Raw genomic sequence first — 22,952 nt, forward strand, 5'->3', positions numbered from 1 at the left:
CGCGGCGACTGTATCGCCGCTGAACCGGCCCGGTGGCGCCAGAGCATTTTCAAGTTGACCGTTAACGGTCAATGGCTCGGAAAATGCGGCATCAAAAGGCTAGAGCGTTTTCACTCAATGTGAAAACGCTCTAGCGGAGTTTCTTATTGATCGGCAAGCACTTCGTCGTCCTGCGCCGGCGCCTTTTCGGCGGGCTTGGCGGGTTTCGCCGCTTCGCTGCTGTTGGACGATGCGCCGGCATTCGGCAGGGCGACGGCCGTGCCTTCGCTCTGCACGCCATCCAGGTCGGTCATGGCGTCGGTGGCGGTGCCGTCCACCACTTCCATGTCCTTCATCTGCACGCTGTTGCTGCTCTTGTCGGCGCCCCCGCAGGCGGCAAGAGGAAGCAGTGCGGCAATGTAGATGGTCCTTGCGGTCAGGCGCATCCGGGTCTCCTTGAAAGTCCAATCCTATGCCCGGCAGCCCCCCGCCTGGCGAAAGCGCGGACCCTAGCCGCCAGCCCCACATTGCTCAACCCCCGCGCCGCAGCGCGCCAAACGGCTGAGAAAGGCGGGAAAATGCGCCCTGAGCGCGCTATCCAGCGCTGCCATCGACGAATTTCCACCCAGCGCGGCGATGCTGGTAACGGGATACTCGCTGATCCCGCACGGCACGATGCCGCCAAAATGGGACAGGTCGGGATCGACGTTGATCGAAAAGCCGTGCAGCGTCACCCAGCGCCGCACCCGGATGCCGAGCGCGCCGATCTTCGCCTCGCGCCCCTGTGGATCGTCGGTCCAGATGCCGATCCGTCCCTCCGCGCGCCGGGCGGCGATGCCCAGGTCGCCCAGCGCCGCGATCATCCAGCCTTCCAGATGGTGGACGAAATTGCGGACATCCTTGCCGCGCTCGCGCAGGTCGATGTTGAGATAGCCGATCCGCTGTCCCGGCCCATGATAGGTGTAGCGCCCGCCGCGCCCGGCATCATGCACCGGAAAGCGCGGGTCGAGCAGTTCGGCGGGGTCCGCGCTGGTGCCGGCGGTGTAGAGCGGCGGATGTTCCAGCAGCCACACCCGTTCCCGCGCCTGTCCTTCGTAAATGGCGGCGGCCCGCGTCTCCATCTCGGCCAGTGCGGGCGGATAGTCGACCGGCGCCTCCTCGACCCGCCATTCAACGCTGGCGGGAAAGGGAAGGGCTTCTGGGGCAGGATGGGAAACGGGATCGGACATGGGGCGCTTCCTTGACTTGGAGCGGGCGAGCGATCAAGTCTCGCGCCGTAATTTCCGGAACACAGGCAGGCATATAGATATGACGACGATGTCGATCGGCAAGGCGTGGGAAGAAGCGGTCGCCTTCGTCGCGCGGGAAGCGTCACTGCTCTTTCCCGTCGCGCTGCTGTTCGTGGCGTTGCCCGGCCTCATCCTTCAGGAGATGACCCCACCCGAACTGCAGGCTTGGTTCGCCCAGCCCAAAGCGGACGCGATTCCTGCCATGCCGCCGGGTTTCGGCTTGGCGATGCTGATTACGATCATCCTCATCTGGTTCGGGTCGCTGGCGCTGTTCGCTCTCGCGCTGCGGCCCGGCATCAGCGTGGGTGAGGCGCTGCGGCTCAGCTTCGCGCGCCTGCCGGTGCTGATCGGCACGGCCTTGGTCGTGGTCGGCATCATCGTCGGCATCTTTGCCGTCGCCATGCTGCTGGGCCTGATCTTTTCGCTCGCGTCGAAGCAGCTGGGATCGGGCCTCAGCCTGTTGCTGGCGGCCGGCGCCGTGGGCCTCGTCTTTTATGCCAGCATCAGGCTGGTGCTGCTCAATCCGGTCGTCATCGACAGCCAGGCGGGCGTCATGGACTCGCTGCGCCGCGCCTGGGCGCTGACGCGCGGGCATTTCCTGCGGCTGTTCGGCTTTCTCATCATCGTGATGATCCTGTCCACCATCGTCGCCTCGGTGGCGCAATTGGTGGTCGGCCTGATCGGCGGCCTCATCGCCGGACCGGAAGGCGCGCGTGTCGCCGGCAGCATCGCCGGCGCGGCGGTGTCGAGCATCATCCAGGTCTATATGCTGGTGATGCTCGCCCGCCTCTATCGTCAGGCGGTTGCCGTCTGATCCAATAGCGGCACATGGGGCGCGGCGTCGCGCGGCAGCACGCCCGCCAGCCGCGGATCGGCGAAAGTCTCGATCTCGCGGCCATAGGGCAGGAAACCTGACTTGATATAGAATCCCAGCGCCGCCGGGCTGTCGAGCGTGCAGGTGTGGACCCAGAAACGCTCCACCCCCTTGCGCCAGGCGAGCGACTTGGCCTGCGCCATCAGCCAACGGCCCAGACCCTTGCCGTTGAGTTCCGGCACCAGCCCGAAAAAGCCCAGCTCGCAGTCGGGCAGCGACCGGAAATCCAATTCCAGCAACCCGACTTCGGTGCCGCGCGGATCGGTCACGGCATAGACCTCCACCGCCGGGTCATGGATGATCGCCGTCAGTTCCGGATCGGCCATCACCAGCCGCGAGAACCAGAGCCAGGGCGCGCCGACGCGGCGGAACAGCGTTCGGTAAGCGGTCAGATCCGGCGTCTTCCACGGCGCCAGCCGCAACGGCGCGGCCGGGACCGGCGCGGGGCGGGGCCGTTCGCGCATCTCCAGATGGGTGACGATCGTCGCCACCATGCCCGGTTCCACCGGCGTCAGCGCCATGCGGGTCAGCTCCAGGTCGCCATAGGCGGCAGGCTCATCAGGATCGCATCGATATTGCCGCCGGTCTTGAGGCCGAACAGCGTGCCGCGATCATGGACCAGATTGAACTCGGCATAGCGGCCGCGCCATTCCAGCATCGTGCGATAGTCGGCCTCCGTCCATGCCTCCCCCATGCGCCGCCGCACGATCGGCGGGAAGGCGGCGAGGAAGGCGTCGCCGACATCGCGGGTGAAGGCGAAATTCGCCTCGAATGCGGCATTGTCGGCGCATTCGAGATGGTCGTAAAAAATGCCGCCGACTCCGCGATGCACGCCGCGATGGGGGATGAAGAAATACTCGTCCGCCCATTTCTTGAAGCGCGGATAATGATCCGGGTCGTGCGCGTCGCAGGCGGTCTTCAGCACGTCATGGAACTGCGCCGTATCCGCCGCGCGCGGCAGGGGCGGATTGAGGTCCGCGCCGCCGCCGAACCAGCTCTTGGTCGTCACCAGATAGCGGGTGTTCATGTGCACCGCGGGCACATGCGGGTTGGCCATGTGCGCGACCAGGCTGATGCCGGTGGCGAAGAAGGCGGGGTCTTCGCCCGCGCCGTGGATGGTCTGGGCGAATCCGGGCGCGAACTCGCCGCCCACGGTCGAGACGTTGACGCCGACCTTCTCGAAGACCTTGCCCTTCATCACGCCGCGCACGCCGCCCCCGCCTTCGCCGGGCGCCTGGCCCTCGGCCTCGCGGTCCCAGGCGGTATAGTCGAACCGGGCGTCGCTGCCGGCCTCGCGCTCGATCGCCTCGAACTCGGCGCAGATGCGGTTGCGCAGCGATTCGAACCAGTCGCGCGCTGCCTGCTGCCGGACGTCGAGCGCAAATGGGACATGGGGAATCGGGTTGGTCATGCGGGGAACTTTCCGGTCTGGCGGAGGGCTTCGGCAACGGCGATGCCCGTGGAAACGGCGATGTTCAAGGATCGGAAGCCCGGCGCCATCGGGATGCGGACCCGGATATCGGCCAGATCGCGTACCTCGTCGGGCACGCCGGCGCTCTCCGATCCCATCAGCAGCACATCGTCTTCATGGAATTCGACCTCGGGCAGGCGCTGCGAGGCATGGGCGCTCATCAGCAGCAAACGACGCCCCTCGGCACGGCGAACCGCATCGAAGGCGGCGAAATTCACATGGCGCACAACCTCGGCCGCCTCGCCATAATCCATTGCCGCCCGCTTGAGGCGAGCGTCGGAAAAGGCGAATCCGGTCGGCATGATGATGTCGACGGGGACAGAGAAGCAGGCGGCAAGCCGCAAGATGGCGCCGACATTTCCCGCAATCTCGGGTTGGTAAAGGGCGATACGCATGGGGCGTCGCCATAATGCATCTGGAGCATTTGCAATAGACTAGGTAATATTGCGACTGGCAAAGCGGGCGCAGTCCGGTTATCACCCCCTGCGAACACGCCGGGGGGAAGGCGGGGTCAGCCACGGCTGATAACCCAAATCCCTTGATAATCAGGGCCGCTAAAGGGCGCCCGGTGTGAGCAGGGAAGTCTTGCAAGGGTAGAGGTGCATGGCGAGCGTAGAGCATTCTGACGGCCAAGGATTATCCGGCGGAGAAGGGGTACGCCGCCGCGATTTCATCAACATCGCTGCGGTGAGCTTCGCAGGAGTCGGCGCTGTCGCCGTCGTCCTGCCGCTGATCGACCAGATGAACCCCAGCGCCGACGTTCTGGCGCTCGCGTCGACGGAAGTGGACCTCTCGGCGATTCAGCCGGGCCAGGCGATCAAGACCACCTTCCGGTCGCAGCCGCTGTTCGTGCGGCAATTGACACCCAAGGAAATCGCCGAAGCCGACAAGGTCGATCCGTCCACGCTGCGCGACCCGCAGACGCTGGAGGAGCGGACCGTCGACGGCAAAAAGCAGTGGCTCATCACCATGGGCGTCTGCACCCATCTCGGCTGCGTCCCGCTGGGCGCGGGCGAGGGGGAGAATCGCGGCGAATTCGGCGGTTATTTCTGCCCCTGCCACGGCTCGTCCTACGACACGGCCGCGCGCATCCGTAAGGGGCCTGCCCCCAAGAATCTGGAAGTGCCGAAGTTCAGCTTCACTTCCGACACTGCCATTCTCGTGGGTTAAGGGGGGTAATAACATGAGCTTTCCATGGGCCGAACATTATACCCCCAAGCATCCGGTGATGCAGTGGGTCGACGAGAAGCTGCCGCTGCCGCGCCTCGTCTACAACGCGATCGGCGCGGGCTATCCGGTGCCGCGCAACCTCAACTATTTCTGGAATTTCGGCGTCCTGGCCGGCCTCGCGCTGGTGATCCAGATCGTCACCGGGGTCATCATGGCGATGCACTATGGCGCCAATGACCTGGTCGCCTTCAGCACCGTCGAACAGACGATGCGTGATGTGAATGCGGGCTGGCTGATGCGCTATGCGCACGCCAACGGCGCCAGCTTCTTCTTCATCGTCGTCTATCTCCACATCTTCCGCGGTCTCTATTTCGGCTCCTACAAGGCGCCGCGCGAAATGGTGTGGCTGCTGGGCCTCGTCATCTTCCTGCTGATGATGGCGACCGCCTTCATGGGCTATGTGCTGCCCTGGGGCCAGATGTCCTATTGGGGCGCGAAGGTCATCACCGGCCTGTTCGGCGCCATCCCCGTGGTGGGCGAGCCGATCCAGACCTGGCTGCTGGGTGGCTTTGCTCCCGGCAATGCCTCGCTCAACCGCTTCTTCTCGCTGCACTTCCTGCTGCCCTTCGTGATTGCGGGCGTCATCATCCTGCACATCTGGGCGCTGCATATTCCAGGGTCCTCGAACCCCACCGGCGTGGAAGTGAAGGGGCCGCAGGACACTGTCCCGTTCCACCCCTATTACACCGCGAAGGACGGCTTCGGCGTCGGCGTCTTCCTGATCCTCTTCGCGATCATGCTGTTCTTCGCGCCTAATTATCTGGGCCACCCGGACAATTATATCGAGGCGAACCCGCTCTCGACGCCCGCGCACATCGTGCCCGAATGGTATTTCTGGCCCTTCTACGCGATCCTGCGCGCCTTCACCGTCGACTTCTTCTTCGTGCCGGCCAAGCTGCTGGGCGTGCTGGCCATGTTCGCATCGATCCTGCTGCTCTTCTTCCTGCCCTGGCTCGACACGTCACCGGTGCGGTCGGGCAGCTATCGCCCGACTTTCCGGAAATTCTTCTGGATACTCATCCTCGACGTGCTGGTCCTGGGCTATTGCGGCGGCGCGCCGGCGGAAGAGCCTTATGTGATGATCTCCCAGGTCTTCGCGGGCTATTATTTCGCGCATTTCCTGATCATTCTGCCGCTGATTGCGCGGTTCGAAAAGCCGCTGCCACTGCCCAACTCGATCACGGATGCGGTGCTGGCCAAATATGCCAAGGCTGACGGCGAACCCGCCGCGGTCCCGGCCGAATAAGGGGGGTAGACAGTCATGGTACGCATCGGCGCATTTCTCGTCGGCCTCTTCTTCGCCGGCTGGCTGCTGGTCTCCTTCCTCGTGGGCGCCTATGCCTATGTGACGGAACCGCCAGCCAAGACGGTGGAGCATGAGTTCCATCTGGCCCCCAAGCACGTCTCCTTCTCGTTCGACGGGCCTTTCGGCAAATATGACCAGCAGCAGCTCCAGCGCGGCTTCCAGGTATTCAAGGAAGTCTGCTCGGCCTGCCACAGCCTGAAGTTCGTCGCCTTCCGCGATCTTGCGGCGCTCGGCTATAACGAAGCCGAAGTAAAGGCGATCGCCAAGCAGTGGGCGATCAAGACGCCCGACGTCGATCCCGCCACCGGCGAGGCATCGACCCGCGATCCGGTTCCGGCCGATCATTTCCCCAAGCCCTTCGCGAACAATGTCGCGGCGGCGGCGGCGAACAACAATGCGATCCCGCCAGACCTCTCGCTGATGACCAAGGCACGCCATCATGGCCCCGCCTATGTCTATTCGCTGCTGACGGGTTTCCAGCAACAGCCGGCCGAACTGCTCAAGGAGTTCCCGGACGCCAAGACGCCGGAGGGGCTGCACTACAACCCCTATTTCGCCAACCTGAATCTCGCCATGGCGCCGCCGCTGACGGCCGATGGGCAGGTGACTTATGGCGACGGCACCAAGCCGACGGTGGACCAGATGGCGCAGGACGTATCGGCCTTCCTCGCCTGGACCGCCGAGCCGAAGCTGGAAAATCGCCATCGCGCGGGGCTGGCCACGGTGGTCTTCCTGCTGATCGCGACGGCGCTGGCTTACATGTCCTATCAGAATATCTGGGCGGACAAGAAAAAGGCCGTCGCCTGACGATCTGACCCACCCGGGACAAAATGACAGGGCGCGGTTCCTTGAGGGGACCGCGCCCTTTCTCTATGGAGCATGGCATGAGCATCGACAGCCTGACCGCCCTGATCCGCACCATCCCCGATTTCCCCAAGCCGGGGATCATGTTCCGCGACGTGACGACCCTGCTGGCCGATGGCCCCGGCCTCACCGAGTTGGTGGAGCGGCTGGCCGCCGTCGCCCGGCCGCTGGACCCGGACCTGATCGTCGGGATCGAGGCGCGCGGCTTCATTCTGGGCGCGGCGCTCGCCGTGGCGCTGGGCAAGGGCTTCGTGCCGGTGCGCAAGAAAGGCAAGCTGCCCGGCAAGACGGTCGGTATCGACTATGTGCTGGAATATGGCGCCGACCGCCTCGAACTGCATGAAGGACAGGTGCCGCAGGGCGCGCGCGTCGTGCTGGTCGACGATCTGATCGCGACGGGCGGCACCGCGCTCGCCGCCGCGCAACTGCTGCGCGAACAGGGGGCGAGCGTGCTGATGGCCCTGTTCGCGGTTGACCTGCCCGATCTGGGCGGCAAGGCGGCGCTGGAGGCGGATGGCATCGCTGCGCAGGCCCTGATCAAGTTCGTGGGCGAATAAGACGGCACCGCGCGCTGCCGAGGGGCAGGGCATGAACGACCAGCGAAAGGAAGCATCATGCGTGCCCGCTTTGCCGCCCTCGCACTCGCCCTGACGGCATCGGGCTGCGCGACGCCCCTGCCGTTGCGCTCCATGGCGTGCGAAACTGCTATGCCGCCGGTGGTCGCTCCGACGCCGGATGGGCGAAACGTCACCACCCTGTCGGTACTGACCTATAATATCGAGGGACTGGGCTGGCCCGCCCGCTCGGGCCGTGCGCCCTCCCTGCGCGCCATCGGGGAGCGGCTTGCTACCCTGCGCGCGGCGGGCAAGGCGCCCGACATCATCCTCTTCCAGGAAATGTTCAGCGGTCCCGCCAAGCAGGCGGTTGCGGCCACCGGCTATCCGGCCATCGTCACTGGCCCCCGCCGCACCACGCGTGCGCGCGGCGTGACGAAGGAATCGCTCCCTGGCCGTTCCCATATCAAGCGGGGCGAAGTCGGCCTGCACCTCACCGGCAGCGGCCTCGCCATCGCCTCCCGCTATCCGGTCGTCCATGTCGCCATGCATGCCTATGGCCGCCGCTCCTGCGCGGGGATCGACTGCCTCGCCAACAAGGGGATCATGCTGGCGCGCATCGCCATTCCCGGCGTGCCGACGCCGATCGACATATATGACACCCATATGAACAGCCGTGGGGCCTCGCGCGCGCCGGGCCTGCGCAATCTCGCCGCGCATGAACGCCAGTCGCTCGAAGCCTCGGCCTTTATCGACCGCAGCCATGACGATGCCTATCCGTTGATCTTCGGCGGCGATTTCAACATGCGCCATTCCGACCTGCGCTGGGAAAATTTCTCCCGCTACCAGTCGCTCAATCTGGTGCATCGCGTTTGCGCCGATCCTCTGTCCGGCTGCGACGTGCGCATGTCCTGGGATGGCGATGAGCCCTGGATGGACACGCAGGATCTGCAATTCTTCTGGCCCGGCGACCATGTGTCGGTTCGCCCTATCCGGGTCGAGGCAATGTTCGACGGCGGCCCGACCGGCCCCGAACTATCCGACCATGACGGCTTCCTGGTGACGTACCAGCTGTCCTGGCGCCCTACGGCCACCGCGCCGGACGGTTGCTGACCTCAGCCGGCCGCACGGCCCAAGGCGTCGGGCAGCAGGTCCACGGCCTGCGCCAGCCGCTCGTCGAGCAGGCCCAGCAATTCCATCCAGCCATTGATATGGTCCAATTCGCCCGGTCCGTCCGACACGCCGCGCAGCCCCATCAGCGGCACGCCGAACCGATCGCAGGCCCGCGCCACCGCGAACGTCTCCATATCGACCATGTCGGCGTCGATGCCGGCATATTCGTCACCGCCCACCACATTGGCCCCGGTCGACAGGCGAACCGAGGGAAGGGCGAGGGGCGTCACGAGCGGTACGTCGACCGGATGATCGGTCAACGGCGTCACGCCCTTGGTGAAGCCCAGCCGCGATGCATCCATGTCGCGCCACGATACGCTGGCGATCTGGAAAATCTCGCCCAGCGGGCAAAGCCGCGATCCCGCCGAGCCGAGGCAGACGACCAGATCGGGCAGCGCCTGGACCCGGTCCAGTTGCTGCAACGCCATGCCCGTCGCCAGCGCCGCCTCGACCGGTCCCACGCCGGTCAGCAGCGGGCTGAACCGTGCGCGCAGATGCGGACCATATTCGGCTTCCACCGCCATCACGAACAGCAGGCGCCGTCCTCCGATCATTTCGCATGCTATCGTCATGGCCGGCCGTGCGCCCTCATTGCCTGTCTGTAATGGTCAGGACATCCCCGTGACAGCCGCGCGCGCTATAGTCGAGAGCATCTTTGTCCCGTGAGTCGACCATGCGCACGCCTGTCCCGCTTCCCTTCCCTGTTCCTGCCGATGATGACGAGAGGATTACCGTCGCCGACATAATGGCCTGGGCCAGGGTCGAGCGCGCCCTGTCGTCCAGGCGCGACGCCTGCCGCCCTCAGGGTGCACGCCATGGCGCGCTGCGCTAGGGGCGGATCGATCAAAGGATGAAAAAGAGAAAGCCCGCCGCTTCGAAAGAAGCGACGGGCTTTGTCATGGTGGGCGTGGCAAGGATTGAACTTGCGACCCCTGCGATGTCAACACAGTGCTCTACCACTGAGCTACACGCCCGCCGTGGAGGGGGCCAATAACGGGGGTCGGTGACTCGCGCAAGCGGGAAATTGCATATTCTGAACATTCTTCTGGACAGGGGTGGGGTGCCACATATGCTGCGACGCAAATCGGGGGACGCCAACATCCATGCTGCCATCGTCATCCTCGCCGTTGCAGACGGCGCCGCGCCTGCCTTTCTACCGCCAGCTTTATGTCCAGGTGCTGGCCGCGATCGCGCTCGGCGTGTTGATCGGCCATGTCTGGCCCGACGCGGGGAAGCAGCTGAAGCCGCTTGGCGAAGCCTTCATCAAGCTGGTGAAGATGGTTATCGCGCCGGTCATCTTCCTGACCATCGTCACCGGGATTGCGGGGATGAAGGAACTGGGCGCGATCGGCCGGGTCGCGGCCAAGGCCTTCGCCTATTTCCTCACCTTCTCGACCCTGGCGCTCATTGTCGGTCTGATCGTCGCCAATGTCGTGCAGCCGGGTGCGGGCCTCAACATCGATCCCGCCACGCTCGACGCGGGCAGGGTCGCCGACTATGCGAATCAGGCGCATGAGCGCACGCTCACCGGCTTCCTGATGAGCATCATCCCCTCGACCATGGTGTCGGCGGTGGCGGACGGTAACATATTGCAGGTGCTGTTCGTGGCGATCCTGTTCGGCATCGCGCTCACCCTGATCGGGGAGAAGGCCCAGCCGCTGATAACCGTGCTCGAATCGGCCAGCCATGCCGTATTCAAGCTGGTGTCGATCCTGATGAAGGCCGCGCCGATCGGCGCGTTCGGCGCCATGGCCTTCACCATCGGCGAATATGGCGTCGGTACGCTTGCCAATCTCGCCGGGCTGGTCGCGACCTTCTACCTGACGTCCCTGTTGTTCGTGCTGGTGGTGCTGGGTGCGGTCGGCTGGCTGGTGGGCTTCAACATCCTCCACCTCATCCGCTATCTGAAGGCGGAGTTGCTGCTGGTGCTCGGCACCTCCTCCTCGGAGGCGGCGCTGCCCAGCCTGATCGAGAAGATGGAGCGCGCCGGTTGCCGCAAGTCGGTGGTCGGGCTGGTCGTGCCGACCGGCTACAGCTTCAACCTCGACGGCACCAATATCTACATGACGCTGGCGGCGCTGTTCATCGCGCAGGCCTGCAACGTCCATATCAGCCTGGAGCAGCAAATTCTGCTGCTGCTGGTCGCGATGATCTCGTCCAAGGGCGCGGCGGGCGTCACCGGCGCGGGTTTCATCACGCTGGCGGCGACGCTGTCGATCGTGCCGACGGTGCCGGTGGCGGGCATGACGCTGATCCTGGGCGTCGATCGCTTCATGAGCGAGTGCCGCAGCCTCACCAACTTCATCGGCAATGCCGTGGCGACGGTGGTGGTGTCGGCGTGGGAAAAGGGTCTGGACCGCGAGCGCTTCAACGCCGCCATGGCCGGCCTTCCGCTCGACCCCACGCCGGACATGCAGGAAGTGGTGGCGGACTGAGAAGCCTCAGTTCGAGGCGGGCGACACCGTTTCGCTGCCGAACATCCGCTCGACCTCAAGCACCAGGTCGCGCAGGTGGAAGGGCTTGGACAGCACTTTCGCCTGCGGCACCGCCTTGCCGGCTTTCAGCGTCACGGCGGCAAAGCCGGTGATGAACATGATCCGCATGTCGGGCGCGACCTGCGCGGCATGCTGAGCGAGTTCGATCCCGTCCATTTCCGGCATCACGATGTCGGTCAGCAGCAGGTCGAACCGGTCGCTGTTGATATGGGGCAACGCCTCCAGCCCGGTGGCGACCGGAACCACGTCATAACCGGACTTTTCCAGCGCGCGGGCCAGATAGGTCCGCATGCTTTCGTCATCTTCAGCCAACAATATGCGAATCATCGCCCCGTTTCGTCCTGTCGCATGGTCGCGCGAGCCACCCCTATGGCGCGAGGCCCGCTTATATGCGATAAGGTGTAAATATTATCCACCCGGATAACCAAATTTGGCGCGCCGGCGAAAGGAACCCTATTGGATAGCAGCGCGCCGCAACCCCTTGTTCCGACACATGCTCCCTTCGACCTGTACGGCCCGGCGACACCCGACCGGCCGGTCATCCTGTCGGTGCCTCATGCCGGACGCGACTATCCGCCCGGTCTGCTGGCGCAGGCGCGGGTCCGGCCGGAAATGTTGCGGCGGCTGGAGGATCGCTGGGTCGACTTGCTTGCTGAAACAGTGATCGCGCGCGGCTTCACCGTGCTGGTGGCGCGGGCGCCGCGGGCGATGATCGACCTCAACCGCAACGAACGGGAAATCGACCCCGTCATGCTGCGTGACCTGCCGCATGGCGTCGCGCTCCAGAGCAGCGCCAAGCTGCGCGGCGGCCTCGGCCTCCTGCCGCGGCGCATGCCGGGCGCCCATGAATTGTGGCGCGGGCCGCTCGCCTGGGCGGAGGTGCAGCAGCGGATCGAGCAGGTGCATCGCCCCTATCATGCCACGATCACCCGGCTGATGCAGGCGGCGCAGGCGGCGCATGGCCATGCCATCCTGATCGACCTGCACAGCATGCCGCCCTTGCCGCCGCCGGCCGCCGGCCAGCGTGCGCCGGGCATGGTGCTGGGCGACCGCTTCGGCCGCAGCGCGTCGAGCCGCCTGATCGCCCTGATTGCCGACATTGCCGACGCGCATGGCGTGGCGACGGCGCAGAACCATCCCTATGCCGGCGATCATCTGCTGGAGCGGCACGGCCGTCCGGGGCAGGGATACCACGCCGTCCAGGTGGAAATCGACCGCGCCCTCTATCTCGACGCGACGCTCGACCGTCTGGGGCCGGGGGTGGAACGGATGCGCGCGCTGGTGACTGACATGGTCGAGGCGCTCGCCCGCGAACTGCCGCGCGAGGATTATGCTCTGGCGGCCGAGTAGCGGTTAACGCCCGTCGCGGATCACCAGCCGGGCGCCCGCGACGCTCAGATGATGCGTGTCGAAATAGAGCGGCTTGCCATCTCGCTCGATCGCGCAATGAACGGGTCCACATAGCGCCGCGATCGGATCGATATAGCCGACCCCGCGCGCGCGCCACGCCGCGAACAGTGCGCGCAGGTGGCGCGTATGTGCTTCGATCGTCGCGCGGTCGACCCCGGCCGCGCCGGCCGGTTCTCCCGCGCGGGCAAGGTGGGCGAGGCGACGCGGCACGTCGAAGGGCTGGGGCGGCACCGGCCCGATGATCGTCACCTGTCGCCCTTCCGCCCGCAGCGCTGCGATGGTGCGGTCCAGCTTGGCGACGAAGGTCGGATCGTCGAAATCGCCATTGCCCCAGAAGGCGGCCAGATAGACGTGGCGGATCCGCGGATCGGCGCGGATCGCTCCGAAGGTCGCGCGGTTGGCGGCGGCGCAGCGCGTGTCCTTGGCGGCATAGTCCAGCACCGGGGGGCAACTGGACGCGGTGCGCTCGATCAGCGACCGGCGCTCCGCGCGCGCCTGCTCGCCCAGTGCATAGGCCAGTTCCACGCCGTGGCTGTCGCCCCAGAGCAGCGCATCCGGCGGTGTCGACGCGCCCAGGACGCAGGGCCGCACCCCGCGGACGAAACTGTCATGGCAGCGTCCGCGTGCCGGACTGACATCGCCGCGCCCGGCAATTTGCGCCAGCGCCGCCGGGACGAAGCGTGATGGCCAGGGGGCAGCGGCCAGCAGCGCCAGCGACAGGGTGCCGAGCAAGACCATGGCTCCGCCGGTGAAAGCGAAGATGCTGCGCGCCGGCACGCGCCGTGAGTCGCGAAAGGGGCGCTCGACGAAGCGCCAGGACAGGAAGGCCGCCACAAAGGCGGCGCCGATCACCGCAACGCGTGTCCAGCCCTCCAGCGGCAGGTCGGTCGCATATTCGGTGAAGACGATCAGCGGCCAGTGCCAGAGATATAGCGAATAGGAGAGGAGGCCCACGCCCACCAGCGGCGGCAGGGCGAGCAACCGCCCCATGCTGGTCCCCGGCGCGCCATGGAGCAGGGCTGCCGCACCCGCCACCGGCAGTAGCGCCGCTATGCCGGGGAAGAGCGTGTTGCGATCATAGCAGGCGACCGCCAGCGCGATCGCGCCGAACCCCGTCCAGGCGATCGCCTCGCGCAGCCAGCGCATCCGCATCGTCGGCACGGCGCCCAGCGCCAGCAGCGCGCCGGCGAACAATTCCCATGCGCGGGCGGGAAGCAGGTAGAAGGCGAAACCGGTCGTATCGCGCTGCATCGCAACGCACAGCGCCAGCGATCCCGCTGCGACCACCGCCACTACTGCCGTCCGCCAGCGCGGGGCAAAGCGCGCCAGCAGCATCAGCAGGACCGGAAAGCCGATATAATATTGCTCCTCGACCGCCAGCGACCATGTGTGGAGCAGGGGCTTCACATCCGCGCCGCCCGCGAAATAGCCGGTGTCGGCAAAGAACCAGAGGTTGGAGGCGAAGACGGTCGCCGCCAGCGCCGATTTCGGCACGCCCTCCAGATCGCCCGGCAGATAGAGCCAGGCCGCGGCCCCCAGCACCGCGACCATCATCAGTGTCAGCGCGGGCAGGATGCGCCGGAAGCGACGTTCATAGAAACGTATCAGCGAAAAACGCCCTTCGTCGACTTCGCGCGCGATGATACCGGTAATCAGGAAGCCCGAAATGACGAAGAATATGTCGACGCCGACATAGCCGCCGGAAAAACCCGGCACATGGGCATGGAACAGCAGCACCGGCAGGATGGCGAGCGCGCGCAATCCATCGATGTCACGGCGATAGCGAATCGCTGCGCCGCTTCCTGCCTGATTCGATACCGGGCCATGCATAAGTCGGCGTTAGCGCTAAAGCCCTGACAATCTCTTTATAGGATTCGCATCGCTTTGTTGCCGCAACTCGCTGCTGCGGGATGGCCCTGCTTTCCGTAACGTCATCATTGATCGTTCCGCACATGATTGCATTTCATGCAACTGCTCTTTTTTTCTTCGCATTTGCGCAGCTTGCGGCTGATTGGCAAAGGGGGTGTGCCTTTCAGGCATCCTCTCCTAAAAACTTTCAGGCTGGTCTTCGGACCGGCCTTTTTTTTGTCTCGACGCCGCGCTACAAGAGGCGCGCTGATGCCGCGCTCATAATAGTTTCTTGGAGAGGATGCTGCCGGCAAAACCGGCAGGGCGCGACATGGCTGGGGGATGAGCGCGGCCTTCGGGATCTCCCCCATTTTCTTTTCCGTCCAGCCTCATCCATCGGCAAAGCCGAAGGGCGCGCGCGTCCGGCGATAATCGTCGGGCAACATCTCGCGTCCGATCGGTGGCGCGGATCGCGCCATGCACTGGGCGCGGTGGCACAGGCGGCAGGTGACGCCGATCGGCGTCGGCTCCACGGGCGGCGCATCCTGCGTGTAGATCAGCCGCTGCGCATGTTCAGCCGCGCAGGCGAGCGCGATCGCGCGTTCCACTTTGGGCGCCCCCCAGCCGCCGCCGCCCGCCGTCACCGTCCGCGCGATCGAGAAGAAGCGCTGGCCGTCCGGCAGTTCCAGCCATTGCGTCACCGCCTCGCGCGGCGTCTCGAACACGCGATGCACCGACCAGAGCGGGCAGGAGCCGCCATGACGCGCAAAGGGAAAGCCTGCGCCGTCGAGCCGCTTCGACACATTGCCCGCCGGATCGACCCGTAGGAAGAAGAAGGGCACACGCTCCTGACCCGGTTTCTGGAGCGTCGTCAGGCGATGCGCTGTCTGCTCGAAACTCGCGCCGAACTGGCGCGCCAGCGCCTCCACATCATAGCGTTTGGCCTCCACCGCCTTCGCGAAGGCGGTATAAGGCATCAGGATCGCCGCCGCGCCGTAACTGGCCAACGCACGACGGGCCAGTCGTCGTCCGCTTTCCCCACTGAACTGTCCGTCCTTCAGCAGCGCGTCGAAATTCTTGCGCATTTCGAGATAGGCAATCTGGAGCGCCAGTTGGAAGGATGAACTCGCCCCGTCCAGCGCATCGTCCAACAGCACCGCGTCGCGATGCCGGTCCAGCCGCCGCATCGACCCGGCCATCACGTCCGACGGCAGCCGCCGCACGCGCAGATTGTGCCGCGCCTTCAGCCAGCCGGGCAGGCCGCCCTCGGCCTCCGCCTCTGTCGCCAGCTTCTCCGCCGCATCGTCCAGCAAGGGGAAGCTGTTGCGCCGCGCGGCGAGGAAGCGGCGCGATTCCGCCACCGGATCGGTCACATCCTCCTGCGGCGCCGGCTCCGCGCCGCGATCCGCAAGCGCCAGATGCTCCTCGCGATAGCTGGTGTAGAGCCGCAGCAGCGCTTCGGTGATGCCGGGATAATTGACCGCCACGTCGCCGGTCGCGAGTTGCGGCAAGTCGATGTCGGCGAACATCGGATCCTTCAGCACCGCCTGCAACCGCGCCGTCTGCTCCGCGCCGCCATCGCCCGCTACCTCGGCCATGTCCAGCTTGTAGGTGCGCGCAAGCCGCAGCAGCATGTCGGCGGTCAAAGGCCGCTGGTTGCGCTCCAGCAGCGCGACATAGCTGGGGGAAATCTCCAAGTCCGCCGCCATGTCCGCCTGCGTCAGCCCCAGTTCGCGCCGCAGCCGACGCAGGCGCGGCCCCATATAAACCGGCCGATCCTTGGCCATGACAATATCCCTCCTGTGCAAGCTTTACAACTTTACACCAGATTTTTGTAAAGATCGACAACTGGACTTTGGCATGGGTGCGCAAGCCGTTCGAGACTGTCTAGTTCGCTGTCTATTCCCGCTCACCCAAGGATGGACAGATGACCTATCAAAGTGAAATCGCGAAGGCCGGCGACCTGATCGGTGGCCAGTCCCACTGGGACGGCATCGCGCCTGAATCCGTCGCCCGGATGCGGGTGCAGAACCGTTTCCATACCGGTCTCGACATTGCGCGCTACACCGCGAAGATCATGCGCGCCGACATGGCCGCCTATGACGTCGATCCGGGCAATTACACCCAGTCGCTGGGCTGCTGGCACGGCTTCATCGGCCAACAGAAGCTGATCAGCATCAAGAAGCATTTCGGCACCACCAAGGGCCGCTATCTCTATCTGTCGGGCTGGATGGTCGCCGCGCTGCGCAGCGAATTCGGTCCGCTACCCGACCAGTCGATGCATGAAAAGACCAGCGTTCCCGCGCTGATCGAGGAACTCTACACCTTCCTGCGCCAAGCCGACGCCCGCGAACTGGGCGGCCTGTTCCGCGACCTCGACAAGGCGCGCGAAGAGGGTGACGAGGTCAAGGCGGCCAAGCTCCAGCAGCAGATCGACAATCATGAGACGCACATCGTCCCGATCGTCGCCGACATCGACGCGGGTTTCGGCAATGCCGAGGCGACCTATCTGCTCGCCAAGAAGTTCATCGAGGCCGGCGCCTGCTGCATCCAGATCGAAAACCAGGTCTCGGACGAAAAGCAGTGTGGCCACCAAGACGGCAAGGTCACGGTCCCGCATGAGGACTTCCTCGCGAAGATCCGTGCGGTCCGCTACGCCTTCCTCGAACTCGGCGTCGATGACGGCGTGATCGTCGCGCGCACCGACTCGCTGGGCGCGGGCCTGACCAAGCAGATCGCCTATACGCGTGAAGCGGGCGACATCGGCGACCTCTATAACGGCTTCCTCGACTGCGATCCGGTCGATGCGGGTGCGATCGGCCATGGCGACGTTCTCATCAGCCGCGACGGGCAGTTGATGAAGCCCAAGCGTCTGGCCAGCAATCTCTACCAGTTCCGCGCCGGCACCGGCGAGGATCGCTGCGTCCTTGATTGCATCACCGCGCTCCAGAATGGCGCCGACCTGCTGTGGATCGAGACGGAAAAGCCGCATATCGGCCAGATCGGCGGCATGGTCAGCCGCATCCGCGAGGTGATCCCCAACGCCAAGCTGGTCTACAATAATTCGCCCAGCTTCAACTGGACGCTGAACTTCCGCCAGCAGGTGTTCGACGCCTGGGAGAAGGAAAGCCGCGACCTCGCTGCCTATGACCGCGCAAAGCTGATGAGCGCGGACTATGACGACACCGCCCTCGGCATCGAGGCGGACGAGCGTATCCGCACCTTCCAGCGGGACGCGGCGCGTGAGGCGGGCATCTTCCACCACCTCATCACCCTGCCGACCTATCACACGGCGGCGCTCAGCACCGACAATCTCGCGCGCGAATATTTCGGCGAGGCGGGGATGCTGGGCTACGTCAAGGGCGTGCAGCGGCAGGAAATCCGTCAGGGCATCGCCTGCGTCAAGCACCAGAACATGGCCGGCTCCGACATCGGTGACGACCATAAGGAATATTTCGCTGGCGAAGCCGCGCTGAAGGCGGGCGGCTCGCACAATACGATGAACCAGTTCGCGGCCTAAACAGCTTTGCGGCGTGCAGGCCGCAGCTACTCCATCTCCCCGGCGGGGAACCCGATGCTGGCCGGGGAGGTGGCTTTTCCAGAAGTTTCGCGGCCGGGGCCGTGAAGACAACCAGCTCGCGGGGGCATCGACGCTCTTCCGCGACTTGGGTGGAAGGAACTGGACGGCCCGGCGGCGCACGCCGGGCCGTTCTTTTTGTCCGCAATGGGATCAGGCAATCCCCGCCCGCTGGCGCACCGTCTGCTTCAAAATATCCAGCGGCATCGCGCCCAGCGTCAGCACCTCGTGGAACTGCTTAAGGTCGAACGCCGCGCCCTGCTTCTTCTTCACTTCCTCGCGCAGGTCGTTCCATACCGTATGGCCGATCTTGTAGCTGCATGCCTGACCCGGCCAAACGGTATAGCGGTCGATCTCGCCCTGGCTGCGGCCGCGCGCGATGCCGGTGGTGGCGATCAGATAATCGGTCGCCTTCTCGCGGCTCCATCGCTTGGCGTGCATGCCGCTGTCGACCACCAGCCGGGTAGCGCGGAACAGCAGTGACTGGAGATAGCCGACCTGTCCCAGCGGATCGCCTTCATACATGCCCATCTCGTCGGCCAGCTGCTCGGAATAGAGCGCCCAACCTTCGGAATAGCCGCTGTAAAAGCCGCGCCGGCGGATCATCGGGATGGAATCCGATTCCAGCGCCACCGTGACCTGAAGATGGTGCCCCGGCACCGCCTCATGATGGGTCAGCGTCGCAAGGCCGAACTTGGGCCGGTCGAACGTGTCGCGCAGATTGATGAAGTAGATGGCGGGCCGCGATCCGTCGAGCGAGGCATTCTGATAATAGCCGCCCGGCGCGCCTGCCTGGATCGTCACCGGCACGCGGCGCACTTCAACCGGCGCCTTGGGCACGGTGTTGAACGCTTCGCCGAGCCGCTTCTGCATTGCGACGATCTGGCTGTTGAGCTGCGCCAGCAACGCCTCGCGGCCCGGATCGGTGTTGGGATACAGCTGGTCGGGCCGCTTGTTCAGCTCGACCAGCCGGTCGCCGACCGTGCCCTGGCTCATCCCCTCGCCCTTGAGGATCGCGTCGATGCGGCTGGAGATATTGGCGACCTGATCCAGGCCCAACTGATGGATCTCGTCCCCAGTCAGCTTCGTCGTGGTCGCCGCTTCGGCGGCGGCGGCGTAGAAGGCCTCGCCATCGGGCAGGCGCCAGCAGCCCGCATCATGCACCGCCTTCGCCCGCAATTGCTGCACCAGCGCGCGCTGGCGATCGACGGCCGGGAATATCTTTTCCGCAACGATCTTTTCGGCCTGCGCGGCGCGTTCTGGCGGCAGGCCGGCGGCCGCCAGCTTCTTCACGAACGACGCCACCAATACCGTCTGCGCTGCCGGCTGGTCGCGCAGCGCTGCCTGCATCTTCATCGTCGTGTCGAGAATATAGTCGGGCGCGAACACGCCTTTGGCTGCATCCGCCTTCTGGCGGTCGAGTTCGCCGTCCATCGCGGCCGGGAAGGCTTCGCGGCGCGCCAGATAGGCGTCGGCATCCGCCGCATCTTTCACCCGATGCTGCGAGTCCAGGAAATCGGGGACTTCACGATAGCTGCCGGTCAGCTGGCTGAGAATATAGGGCGCATAGCGGCCCGCCGTTTCGCCATAGCCGAACCGCTCGCCGCCGACGGCACGATCAAGCTGATAGGCGACGACATCATAGTCGAGCTGGCTCGCCGCGTTCAGCTTTGCGCGATCGACGCTCGCCAACTGCTTCACCTGCGCCTTGGTCCGCGCCAGATCGCGCGCCGCCCCGGCCGCGCTGGTGTCGGTCAGCTTGCCGCGCAGCGCCGCGCGCGCGCCGGTATCCAGGCCAAGCCGTGTCGCGTTTTCCGGCGAATCCTCCAGCCGTTCGTAGAAGAAGCCATCCAGCATGGCCCGCAATCGCGCATCGGCAGCGCCCGGCTGGGCAAAGGCGCTGGGCGTAGCGGCGGCGATGGCGGTTGCGCCGCTGGTGGCGAGAAACTGGCGTCGGTTCACGGGAAAGGAACTCCATTTATGGGACGGGCGGCGGAAGGCGGCATGGGGGCGCCGCCCGCGATGCGCTCTTTTGACGTGCGTTAAACAGCTTGGCTAGAGTGCAGGAGCACGGCATTCACATAAGCTCAGCTTGTCAGCCGCATGGATCGTTGCCGCTGTTACGCCGTTACCCGATCGGCTATTTCGCGCGCACCTTGCACAGGGAGGGAACGCATGTCCTACACGCTCATCACTGCCAACCGTAATTACAGCAGCTGGTCGCTGCGTCCGTGGCTGCTGATGAAGGCGCTGCACATCCCGTTCGAGGACCGGATCGAACCCTTCGCCGCCGCCGCCAACTATGCCGCCTTCCGCAGCTTTTCGCCAACGGGGCAGGTGCCCGCGCTTATCGACGGCGAGCGCACTGTCTGGGATTCGCTCGGCATCACCCTCTATCTCGCCGACCGTCATCCCGGCGTCTGGCCGGCGGACGAAACCGCGCGCGCCTTCGCCCAATGCGCCGCCGCCGAAATGCACAGCGGCTTCACCACCTTGCGCAACGACTGCACCATGAATGTCGGCGTCCGGGTCGAGCCGCACATGCATTCGCCCGCCCTCAACAAGGATATCGCCCGTCTTCGCGAATTGTGGGAGCAGGGACTGGATCATTTCGGCGGCCCTTTCCTCGCCGGCAAGGTCTTCACCGCGATCGACGCCTTCTACGCGCCCGTCGCCTTCCGCGTCCGCACCTATAGTCTCGACGTTGGGCCGATCGCGCAAGTCTGGGTCGACCATATGCTCGCCCATCCCGCCATGCAGCAATGGGAGGAGGAGGCGCTGGCCGAAACCTGGCGCGAGGAGAGCCATGAAGCGGAGATCGGTGCAGCCGGGCGCATCATCGAAGACTATCGGGCATCATAGTTCGACAGTGTAACATTCTTGCCCGGTTGATAGGAAAAACTGCCGATTTCGGTCGTTCACCCCCTTTCCCCATGGCCCTGACGGGTCTAGGGGGAGGGGACTATGGTTAAGCCTCGCACCCTCTATGAGAAGATCTGGGACGCGCACGTTGTCGAACGGCGTCCCGATGGCACCTGCCTTATCTATATCGATCGTCACCTCGTCCATGAAGTGACGAGCCCGCAGGCGTTCGAGGGGCTTCGCCTCGCCGGCCGTAAGGTGCGCCGGCCCGATCTTACGCTCGCGGTGCCCGATCATAACCTGCCCACGACCCCGCGCCGCGACGCGCAGGGCAATCGCATTCCCATCGCCGATCCCGAAAGCGCGCAGCAGCTGGCCGCGCTGGAACGCAATGCGCCCGAATTCGGGGTCCGCCTGATCGGCGACGCTGATGCGGAACAGGGCATCGTCCATGTCGTCGGCCCGGAACAGGGCTTCACGCTGCCGGGCACGACTTTGGTCTGCGGCGACAGCCACACCAGCTCTCATGGTGCGCTGGGCGCGCTGGCCTTCGGCATCGGCACGTCGGAGGTCGAGCATGTGCTCGCCACCCAGACGCTGCTGCTGAAACAGTCGAAGACGATGGCGGTCGTCGTCGATGGCGAACTTGCGCCCGGCGTCACGCCCAAGGATGTGGCGCTGGCGATCTGCGGCACGATCGGCACGGCGGGCGGCACCGGCTATGTCATGGAATATCGCGGCTCCGTCTTCCGCGACATGTCGATCGAAGGGCGCCTGACCGTCGCCAATATGTCGATCGAGGCGGGCGCGCGCTCGGGCCTGTTCGCGCCCGACGAAAAGACGTTCGCCTATCTGCGCGACCGCCCTATGGCGCCCAAGGGGGCGGATTTCGACGCAGCCGTCGCCTGGTGGAAGACGCTCGTCACTGACGAGGGCGCGGTCTTCGACAAGACCGTGGTCATCGACGCCGCCGACATCGTGCCCAACGTCACCTGGGGCACCAGCCCGGAGGATGTCGTGCCCGTGACCGGCGTGGTCCCCGATCCGCAGAGCTTCGCCGACCCGTCCAAGCAGGCCGCCGCCCAGAAGTCGCTCGACTATATGGGCCTCGTCGCCGGGCAGCGGATGGAGGATGTCGCGATCGAGCATGTCTTCATCGGCAGCTGCACCAACAGCCGGATCGAGGATCTGCGCGCCGCCGCGTCGCTGCTCAAGGGGCGCCATATCGCCTCGGGCATCAAGCATGCGATGGTCGTCCCCGGCTCCGGTCTGGTCAAGCGGCAGGCGGAGGAGGAAGGCCTCGACCGCATCTTCCTCGACGCCGGTTTCGAATGGCGCGAGCCGGGCTGCTCGGCCTGCCTCGGCATGAACCCGGACAAGGTGCCCGCGGGCGAACGCTGCGCCTCGACCAGCAACCGCAATTTCATGGGCCGTCAGGGACCGGGATCGCGCACCCATCTGGTGTCGCCCGAAATGGCGGCGGCGGCGGCCATCACCGGCCGCCTGACCGACGTTCGCGCGATGTTGAACGATAAAGAGGGGATGGTCGCATGAAGAAGATTTTCTGGCTGCTGACGCTGGGTGCGCTCGCCAGCGCGGCGATGGCCGCGACGCTGGGCCGCGCCGAAGACACGCCGGCGGCTGAGACGAAGAAGGTTCATTGATGGAAAAGCTGAACGTCGTCGACGGCCGGGCCTATCCGTTCGGCATGAAGAATGTCGACACGGACATCGTTATCCCGGCGCATTGGCTCAAGACCATCTCGCGCTCCGGCCTTGGCAAGGGCGCGTTCGAGGTGCTGCGCAAGGAACCGGGCAACGTCTTCGACGATCCCGCCTATGCCGGCAGCCCGATCCTGATCGCGGGTGACAATTTCGGCTGCGGCTCCAGCCGCGAACATGCCGCCTGGGCGCTTGGCGACCTCGGCATCAAGGTGGTGATCGCGCCCAGCTTCTCCGACATCTTTTCCGGCAACGCGTTCAAGAACGGCATCCTGACCGTGGTCCTGCCGCAGGACGCG

General features: G+C 65.3%; 24 protein-coding genes and 1 tRNA gene. 13 read left to right on the plus strand and 12 right to left on the minus strand.

The window, feature by feature from the left end; translation table 11 throughout:
• Positions 1 to 143: 143 nt before the first annotated feature.
• Complete coding sequence (locus DM806_RS15985; RefSeq protein WP_179044157.1) at positions 144 to 425, minus strand: hypothetical protein; 282 nt, start codon at positions 423 to 425, stop codon at positions 144 to 146.
• Positions 426 to 488: 63 nt separating this feature from the next.
• A complete protein-coding gene (gene lipB / locus DM806_RS15990; protein WP_179044158.1) occupies positions 489 to 1,208 on the minus strand; it encodes a lipoyl(octanoyl) transferase LipB in 720 nt (239 codons plus the stop codon).
• 79 nt (positions 1,209 to 1,287) lie between these two features.
• On the opposite strand from lipB, the gene DM806_RS15995 reads away from it, so the two are divergent.
• Positions 1,288 to 2,082, plus strand: coding sequence for a glycerophosphoryl diester phosphodiesterase membrane domain-containing protein (locus DM806_RS15995; RefSeq protein ID WP_179044159.1), 795 nt, complete (start codon positions 1,288 to 1,290; stop codon positions 2,080 to 2,082).
• Here the strand turns inward: DM806_RS15995 and DM806_RS16000 are convergent.
• From DM806_RS16000 to DM806_RS16010, 3 genes are read right to left on the minus strand one after another with little or no spacing between them, the layout of a single operon-like run.
• Positions 2,064 to 2,663, minus strand: a complete 600-nt coding sequence (locus DM806_RS16000; protein WP_179044160.1) for a GNAT family N-acetyltransferase — start codon at positions 2,661 to 2,663, stop codon at positions 2,064 to 2,066. The genes DM806_RS15995 and DM806_RS16000 overlap by 19 nt on opposite strands.
• 5 nt (positions 2,664 to 2,668) lie before the next feature.
• Complete coding sequence (gene hemF, locus DM806_RS16005) at positions 2,669 to 3,553, minus strand: oxygen-dependent coproporphyrinogen oxidase (RefSeq protein WP_179044161.1); 885 nt, start codon at positions 3,551 to 3,553, stop codon at positions 2,669 to 2,671.
• Positions 3,550 to 4,008: a tRNA (cytidine(34)-2'-O)-methyltransferase gene (locus tag DM806_RS16010; protein WP_179044162.1), complete on the minus strand. Its 459-nt coding sequence runs from the start codon at positions 4,006 to 4,008 to the stop codon at positions 3,550 to 3,552. The genes hemF and DM806_RS16010 overlap by 4 nt, the downstream gene beginning before the upstream one ends.
• 208 nt (positions 4,009 to 4,216) lie before the next feature.
• Between DM806_RS16010 and petA the strand changes: the two genes are divergently transcribed.
• The 5 genes from petA (at position 4,217) to DM806_RS16035 (ending at position 8,680) form a co-directional block, all read left to right on the plus strand.
• Positions 4,217 to 4,783, plus strand: a complete 567-nt coding sequence (gene petA, locus DM806_RS16015) for a ubiquinol-cytochrome c reductase iron-sulfur subunit (RefSeq protein ID WP_179044163.1) — start codon at positions 4,217 to 4,219, stop codon at positions 4,781 to 4,783.
• 13 nt (positions 4,784 to 4,796) lie between these two features.
• Positions 4,797 to 6,089: a cytochrome b gene (locus DM806_RS16020; protein WP_179044164.1), complete on the plus strand. Its 1,293-nt coding sequence runs from the start codon at positions 4,797 to 4,799 to the stop codon at positions 6,087 to 6,089.
• Positions 6,090 to 6,104: 15 nt separating this feature from the next.
• A complete protein-coding gene (locus DM806_RS16025) occupies positions 6,105 to 6,956 on the plus strand; it encodes a cytochrome c1 (RefSeq protein WP_179044165.1) in 852 nt (283 codons plus the stop codon).
• 77 nt (positions 6,957 to 7,033) lie between these two features.
• Positions 7,034 to 7,570 (plus strand): adenine phosphoribosyltransferase, encoded by a 537-nt coding sequence (locus tag DM806_RS16030; protein WP_179044166.1) that lies wholly within the window; start codon positions 7,034 to 7,036, stop codon positions 7,568 to 7,570.
• Between the two features lie 57 nt (positions 7,571 to 7,627).
• Positions 7,628 to 8,680, plus strand: coding sequence for an endonuclease/exonuclease/phosphatase family protein (locus DM806_RS16035; protein WP_179044167.1), 1,053 nt, complete (start codon positions 7,628 to 7,630; stop codon positions 8,678 to 8,680).
• A 2-nt stretch (positions 8,681 to 8,682) separates the two neighbouring features.
• Here DM806_RS16035 and DM806_RS16040 read toward each other — a convergent pair whose 3' ends face one another.
• Entirely contained in the window at positions 8,683 to 9,312 is a 630-nt protein-coding gene (locus tag DM806_RS16040; RefSeq protein WP_179044168.1) for a 5'-methylthioadenosine/S-adenosylhomocysteine nucleosidase, read from the minus strand.
• A 101-nt stretch (positions 9,313 to 9,413) separates the two neighbouring features.
• Between DM806_RS16040 and DM806_RS16045 the strand changes: the two genes are divergently transcribed.
• A complete protein-coding gene (locus tag DM806_RS16045) occupies positions 9,414 to 9,572 on the plus strand; it encodes a hypothetical protein (RefSeq protein ID WP_179044169.1) in 159 nt (52 codons plus the stop codon).
• A 67-nt stretch (positions 9,573 to 9,639) separates the two neighbouring features.
• Here DM806_RS16045 and DM806_RS16050 read toward each other — a convergent pair.
• Positions 9,640 to 9,714, minus strand: a tRNA-Val gene (locus tag DM806_RS16050).
• A gap of 129 nt (positions 9,715 to 9,843) precedes the next feature.
• Here DM806_RS16050 and DM806_RS16055 point away from each other — a divergent pair.
• Complete coding sequence (locus DM806_RS16055) at positions 9,844 to 11,175, plus strand: dicarboxylate/amino acid:cation symporter (protein WP_179044170.1); 1,332 nt, start codon at positions 9,844 to 9,846, stop codon at positions 11,173 to 11,175.
• Between the two features lie 6 nt (positions 11,176 to 11,181).
• On the opposite strand, the gene cpdR is transcribed toward DM806_RS16055, so the two are convergent.
• Positions 11,182 to 11,562, minus strand: coding sequence for a cell cycle two-component system response regulator CpdR (cpdR, locus tag DM806_RS16060; protein ID WP_179044171.1), 381 nt, complete (start codon positions 11,560 to 11,562; stop codon positions 11,182 to 11,184).
• Positions 11,563 to 11,691: 129 nt separating this feature from the next.
• Between cpdR and DM806_RS16065 the strand changes: the two genes are divergently transcribed.
• Complete coding sequence (locus DM806_RS16065) at positions 11,692 to 12,585, plus strand: N-formylglutamate amidohydrolase (protein WP_179044172.1); 894 nt, start codon at positions 11,692 to 11,694, stop codon at positions 12,583 to 12,585.
• Between the two features lie 3 nt (positions 12,586 to 12,588).
• Here DM806_RS16065 and DM806_RS16070 read toward each other — a convergent pair whose 3' ends face one another.
• The 3 genes from DM806_RS16070 to DM806_RS16080 form a co-directional block, all read right to left on the minus strand.
• Entirely contained in the window at positions 12,589 to 14,475 is a 1,887-nt protein-coding gene (locus DM806_RS16070; protein WP_179044173.1) for an acyltransferase family protein, read from the minus strand.
• 104 nt (positions 14,476 to 14,579) lie between these two features.
• On the minus strand, positions 14,580 to 14,864 hold the full coding sequence (locus tag DM806_RS16075; protein WP_179044174.1) for a hypothetical protein: 285 nt from the start codon (positions 14,862 to 14,864) through the stop codon (positions 14,580 to 14,582).
• Positions 14,865 to 14,882: 18 nt separating this feature from the next.
• Positions 14,883 to 16,280 carry a helix-turn-helix domain-containing protein gene (locus tag DM806_RS16080; protein WP_179044175.1) on the minus strand — a complete coding sequence of 466 codons (1,398 nt, stop codon included), beginning with the start codon at positions 16,278 to 16,280 and terminating at the stop codon, positions 14,883 to 14,885.
• 140 nt (positions 16,281 to 16,420) lie between these two features.
• On the opposite strand from DM806_RS16080, the gene DM806_RS16085 reads away from it, so the two are divergent.
• Positions 16,421 to 18,013 carry an isocitrate lyase gene (locus DM806_RS16085; protein ID WP_179044176.1) on the plus strand — a complete coding sequence of 531 codons (1,593 nt, stop codon included), beginning with the start codon at positions 16,421 to 16,423 and terminating at the stop codon, positions 18,011 to 18,013.
• 210 nt (positions 18,014 to 18,223) lie between these two features.
• On the opposite strand, the gene DM806_RS16090 is transcribed toward DM806_RS16085, so the two are convergent.
• Positions 18,224 to 20,032, minus strand: coding sequence for a DUF885 domain-containing protein (locus DM806_RS16090; RefSeq protein WP_179044177.1), 1,809 nt, complete (start codon positions 20,030 to 20,032; stop codon positions 18,224 to 18,226).
• 213 nt (positions 20,033 to 20,245) lie between these two features.
• On the opposite strand from DM806_RS16090, the gene DM806_RS16095 reads away from it, so the two are divergent.
• From DM806_RS16095 to leuD, 3 genes are all read left to right on the plus strand, one after another.
• Complete coding sequence (locus DM806_RS16095; RefSeq protein WP_179044178.1) at positions 20,246 to 20,932, plus strand: glutathione S-transferase family protein; 687 nt, start codon at positions 20,246 to 20,248, stop codon at positions 20,930 to 20,932.
• A 102-nt stretch (positions 20,933 to 21,034) separates the two neighbouring features.
• Positions 21,035 to 22,486, plus strand: a complete 1,452-nt coding sequence (gene leuC, locus DM806_RS16100) for a 3-isopropylmalate dehydratase large subunit (RefSeq protein ID WP_179044179.1) — start codon at positions 21,035 to 21,037, stop codon at positions 22,484 to 22,486.
• Between the two features lie 109 nt (positions 22,487 to 22,595).
• A partial coding sequence (leuD, locus tag DM806_RS16105) for a 3-isopropylmalate dehydratase small subunit (protein WP_179044180.1) occupies positions 22,596 to 22,952 on the plus strand: 357 nt, incomplete at its 3' end.

This window comes from Sphingobium lactosutens, from assembly GCF_013393185.1.
Taxonomy (GTDB): domain Bacteria; phylum Pseudomonadota; class Alphaproteobacteria; order Sphingomonadales; family Sphingomonadaceae; genus Sphingobium; species Sphingobium lactosutens_A.

Coding starts and splice junctions, on each gene's coding strand:
- DM806_RS16075 (WP_179044174.1), bottom strand. CDS start 14,864: ATGGGGGAGATCCCGAAGGCCGCGCTCATCCCCCAGCCATGTCGCGCC.
- DM806_RS16045 (WP_179044169.1), top strand. CDS start 9,414: ATGCGCACGCCTGTCCCGCTTCCCTTCCCTGTTCCTGCCGATGATGAC.
- cpdR (WP_179044171.1), bottom strand. CDS start 11,562: ATGATTCGCATATTGTTGGCTGAAGATGACGAAAGCATGCGGACCTAT.
- DM806_RS16035 (WP_179044167.1), top strand. CDS start 7,628: ATGCGTGCCCGCTTTGCCGCCCTCGCACTCGCCCTGACGGCATCGGGC.
- lipB (WP_179044158.1), bottom strand. CDS start 1,208: ATGTCCGATCCCGTTTCCCATCCTGCCCCAGAAGCCCTTCCCTTTCCC.
- DM806_RS16085 (WP_179044176.1), top strand. CDS start 16,421: ATGACCTATCAAAGTGAAATCGCGAAGGCCGGCGACCTGATCGGTGGC.
- DM806_RS16020 (WP_179044164.1), top strand. CDS start 4,797: ATGAGCTTTCCATGGGCCGAACATTATACCCCCAAGCATCCGGTGATG.
- DM806_RS15985 (WP_179044157.1), bottom strand. CDS start 425: ATGCGCCTGACCGCAAGGACCATCTACATTGCCGCACTGCTTCCTCTT.
- hemF (WP_179044161.1), bottom strand. CDS start 3,553: ATGACCAACCCGATTCCCCATGTCCCATTTGCGCTCGACGTCCGGCAG.
- DM806_RS16000 (WP_179044160.1), bottom strand. CDS start 2,663: ATGGCGCTGACGCCGGTGGAACCGGGCATGGTGGCGACGATCGTCACC.
- DM806_RS16070 (WP_179044173.1), bottom strand. CDS start 14,475: ATGCATGGCCCGGTATCGAATCAGGCAGGAAGCGGCGCAGCGATTCGC.
- DM806_RS16030 (WP_179044166.1), top strand. CDS start 7,034: ATGAGCATCGACAGCCTGACCGCCCTGATCCGCACCATCCCCGATTTC.
- DM806_RS16010 (WP_179044162.1), bottom strand. CDS start 4,008: ATGCGTATCGCCCTTTACCAACCCGAGATTGCGGGAAATGTCGGCGCC.
- DM806_RS16095 (WP_179044178.1), top strand. CDS start 20,246: ATGTCCTACACGCTCATCACTGCCAACCGTAATTACAGCAGCTGGTCG.
- DM806_RS16025 (WP_179044165.1), top strand. CDS start 6,105: ATGGTACGCATCGGCGCATTTCTCGTCGGCCTCTTCTTCGCCGGCTGG.
- petA (WP_179044163.1), top strand. CDS start 4,217: ATGGCGAGCGTAGAGCATTCTGACGGCCAAGGATTATCCGGCGGAGAA.
- DM806_RS16055 (WP_179044170.1), top strand. CDS start 9,844: ATGCTGCCATCGTCATCCTCGCCGTTGCAGACGGCGCCGCGCCTGCCT.
- DM806_RS15995 (WP_179044159.1), top strand. CDS start 1,288: ATGACGACGATGTCGATCGGCAAGGCGTGGGAAGAAGCGGTCGCCTTC.
- DM806_RS16080 (WP_179044175.1), bottom strand. CDS start 16,280: ATGGCCAAGGATCGGCCGGTTTATATGGGGCCGCGCCTGCGTCGGCTG.
- leuC (WP_179044179.1), top strand. CDS start 21,035: ATGGTTAAGCCTCGCACCCTCTATGAGAAGATCTGGGACGCGCACGTT.
- DM806_RS16040 (WP_179044168.1), bottom strand. CDS start 9,312: ATGACGATAGCATGCGAAATGATCGGAGGACGGCGCCTGCTGTTCGTG.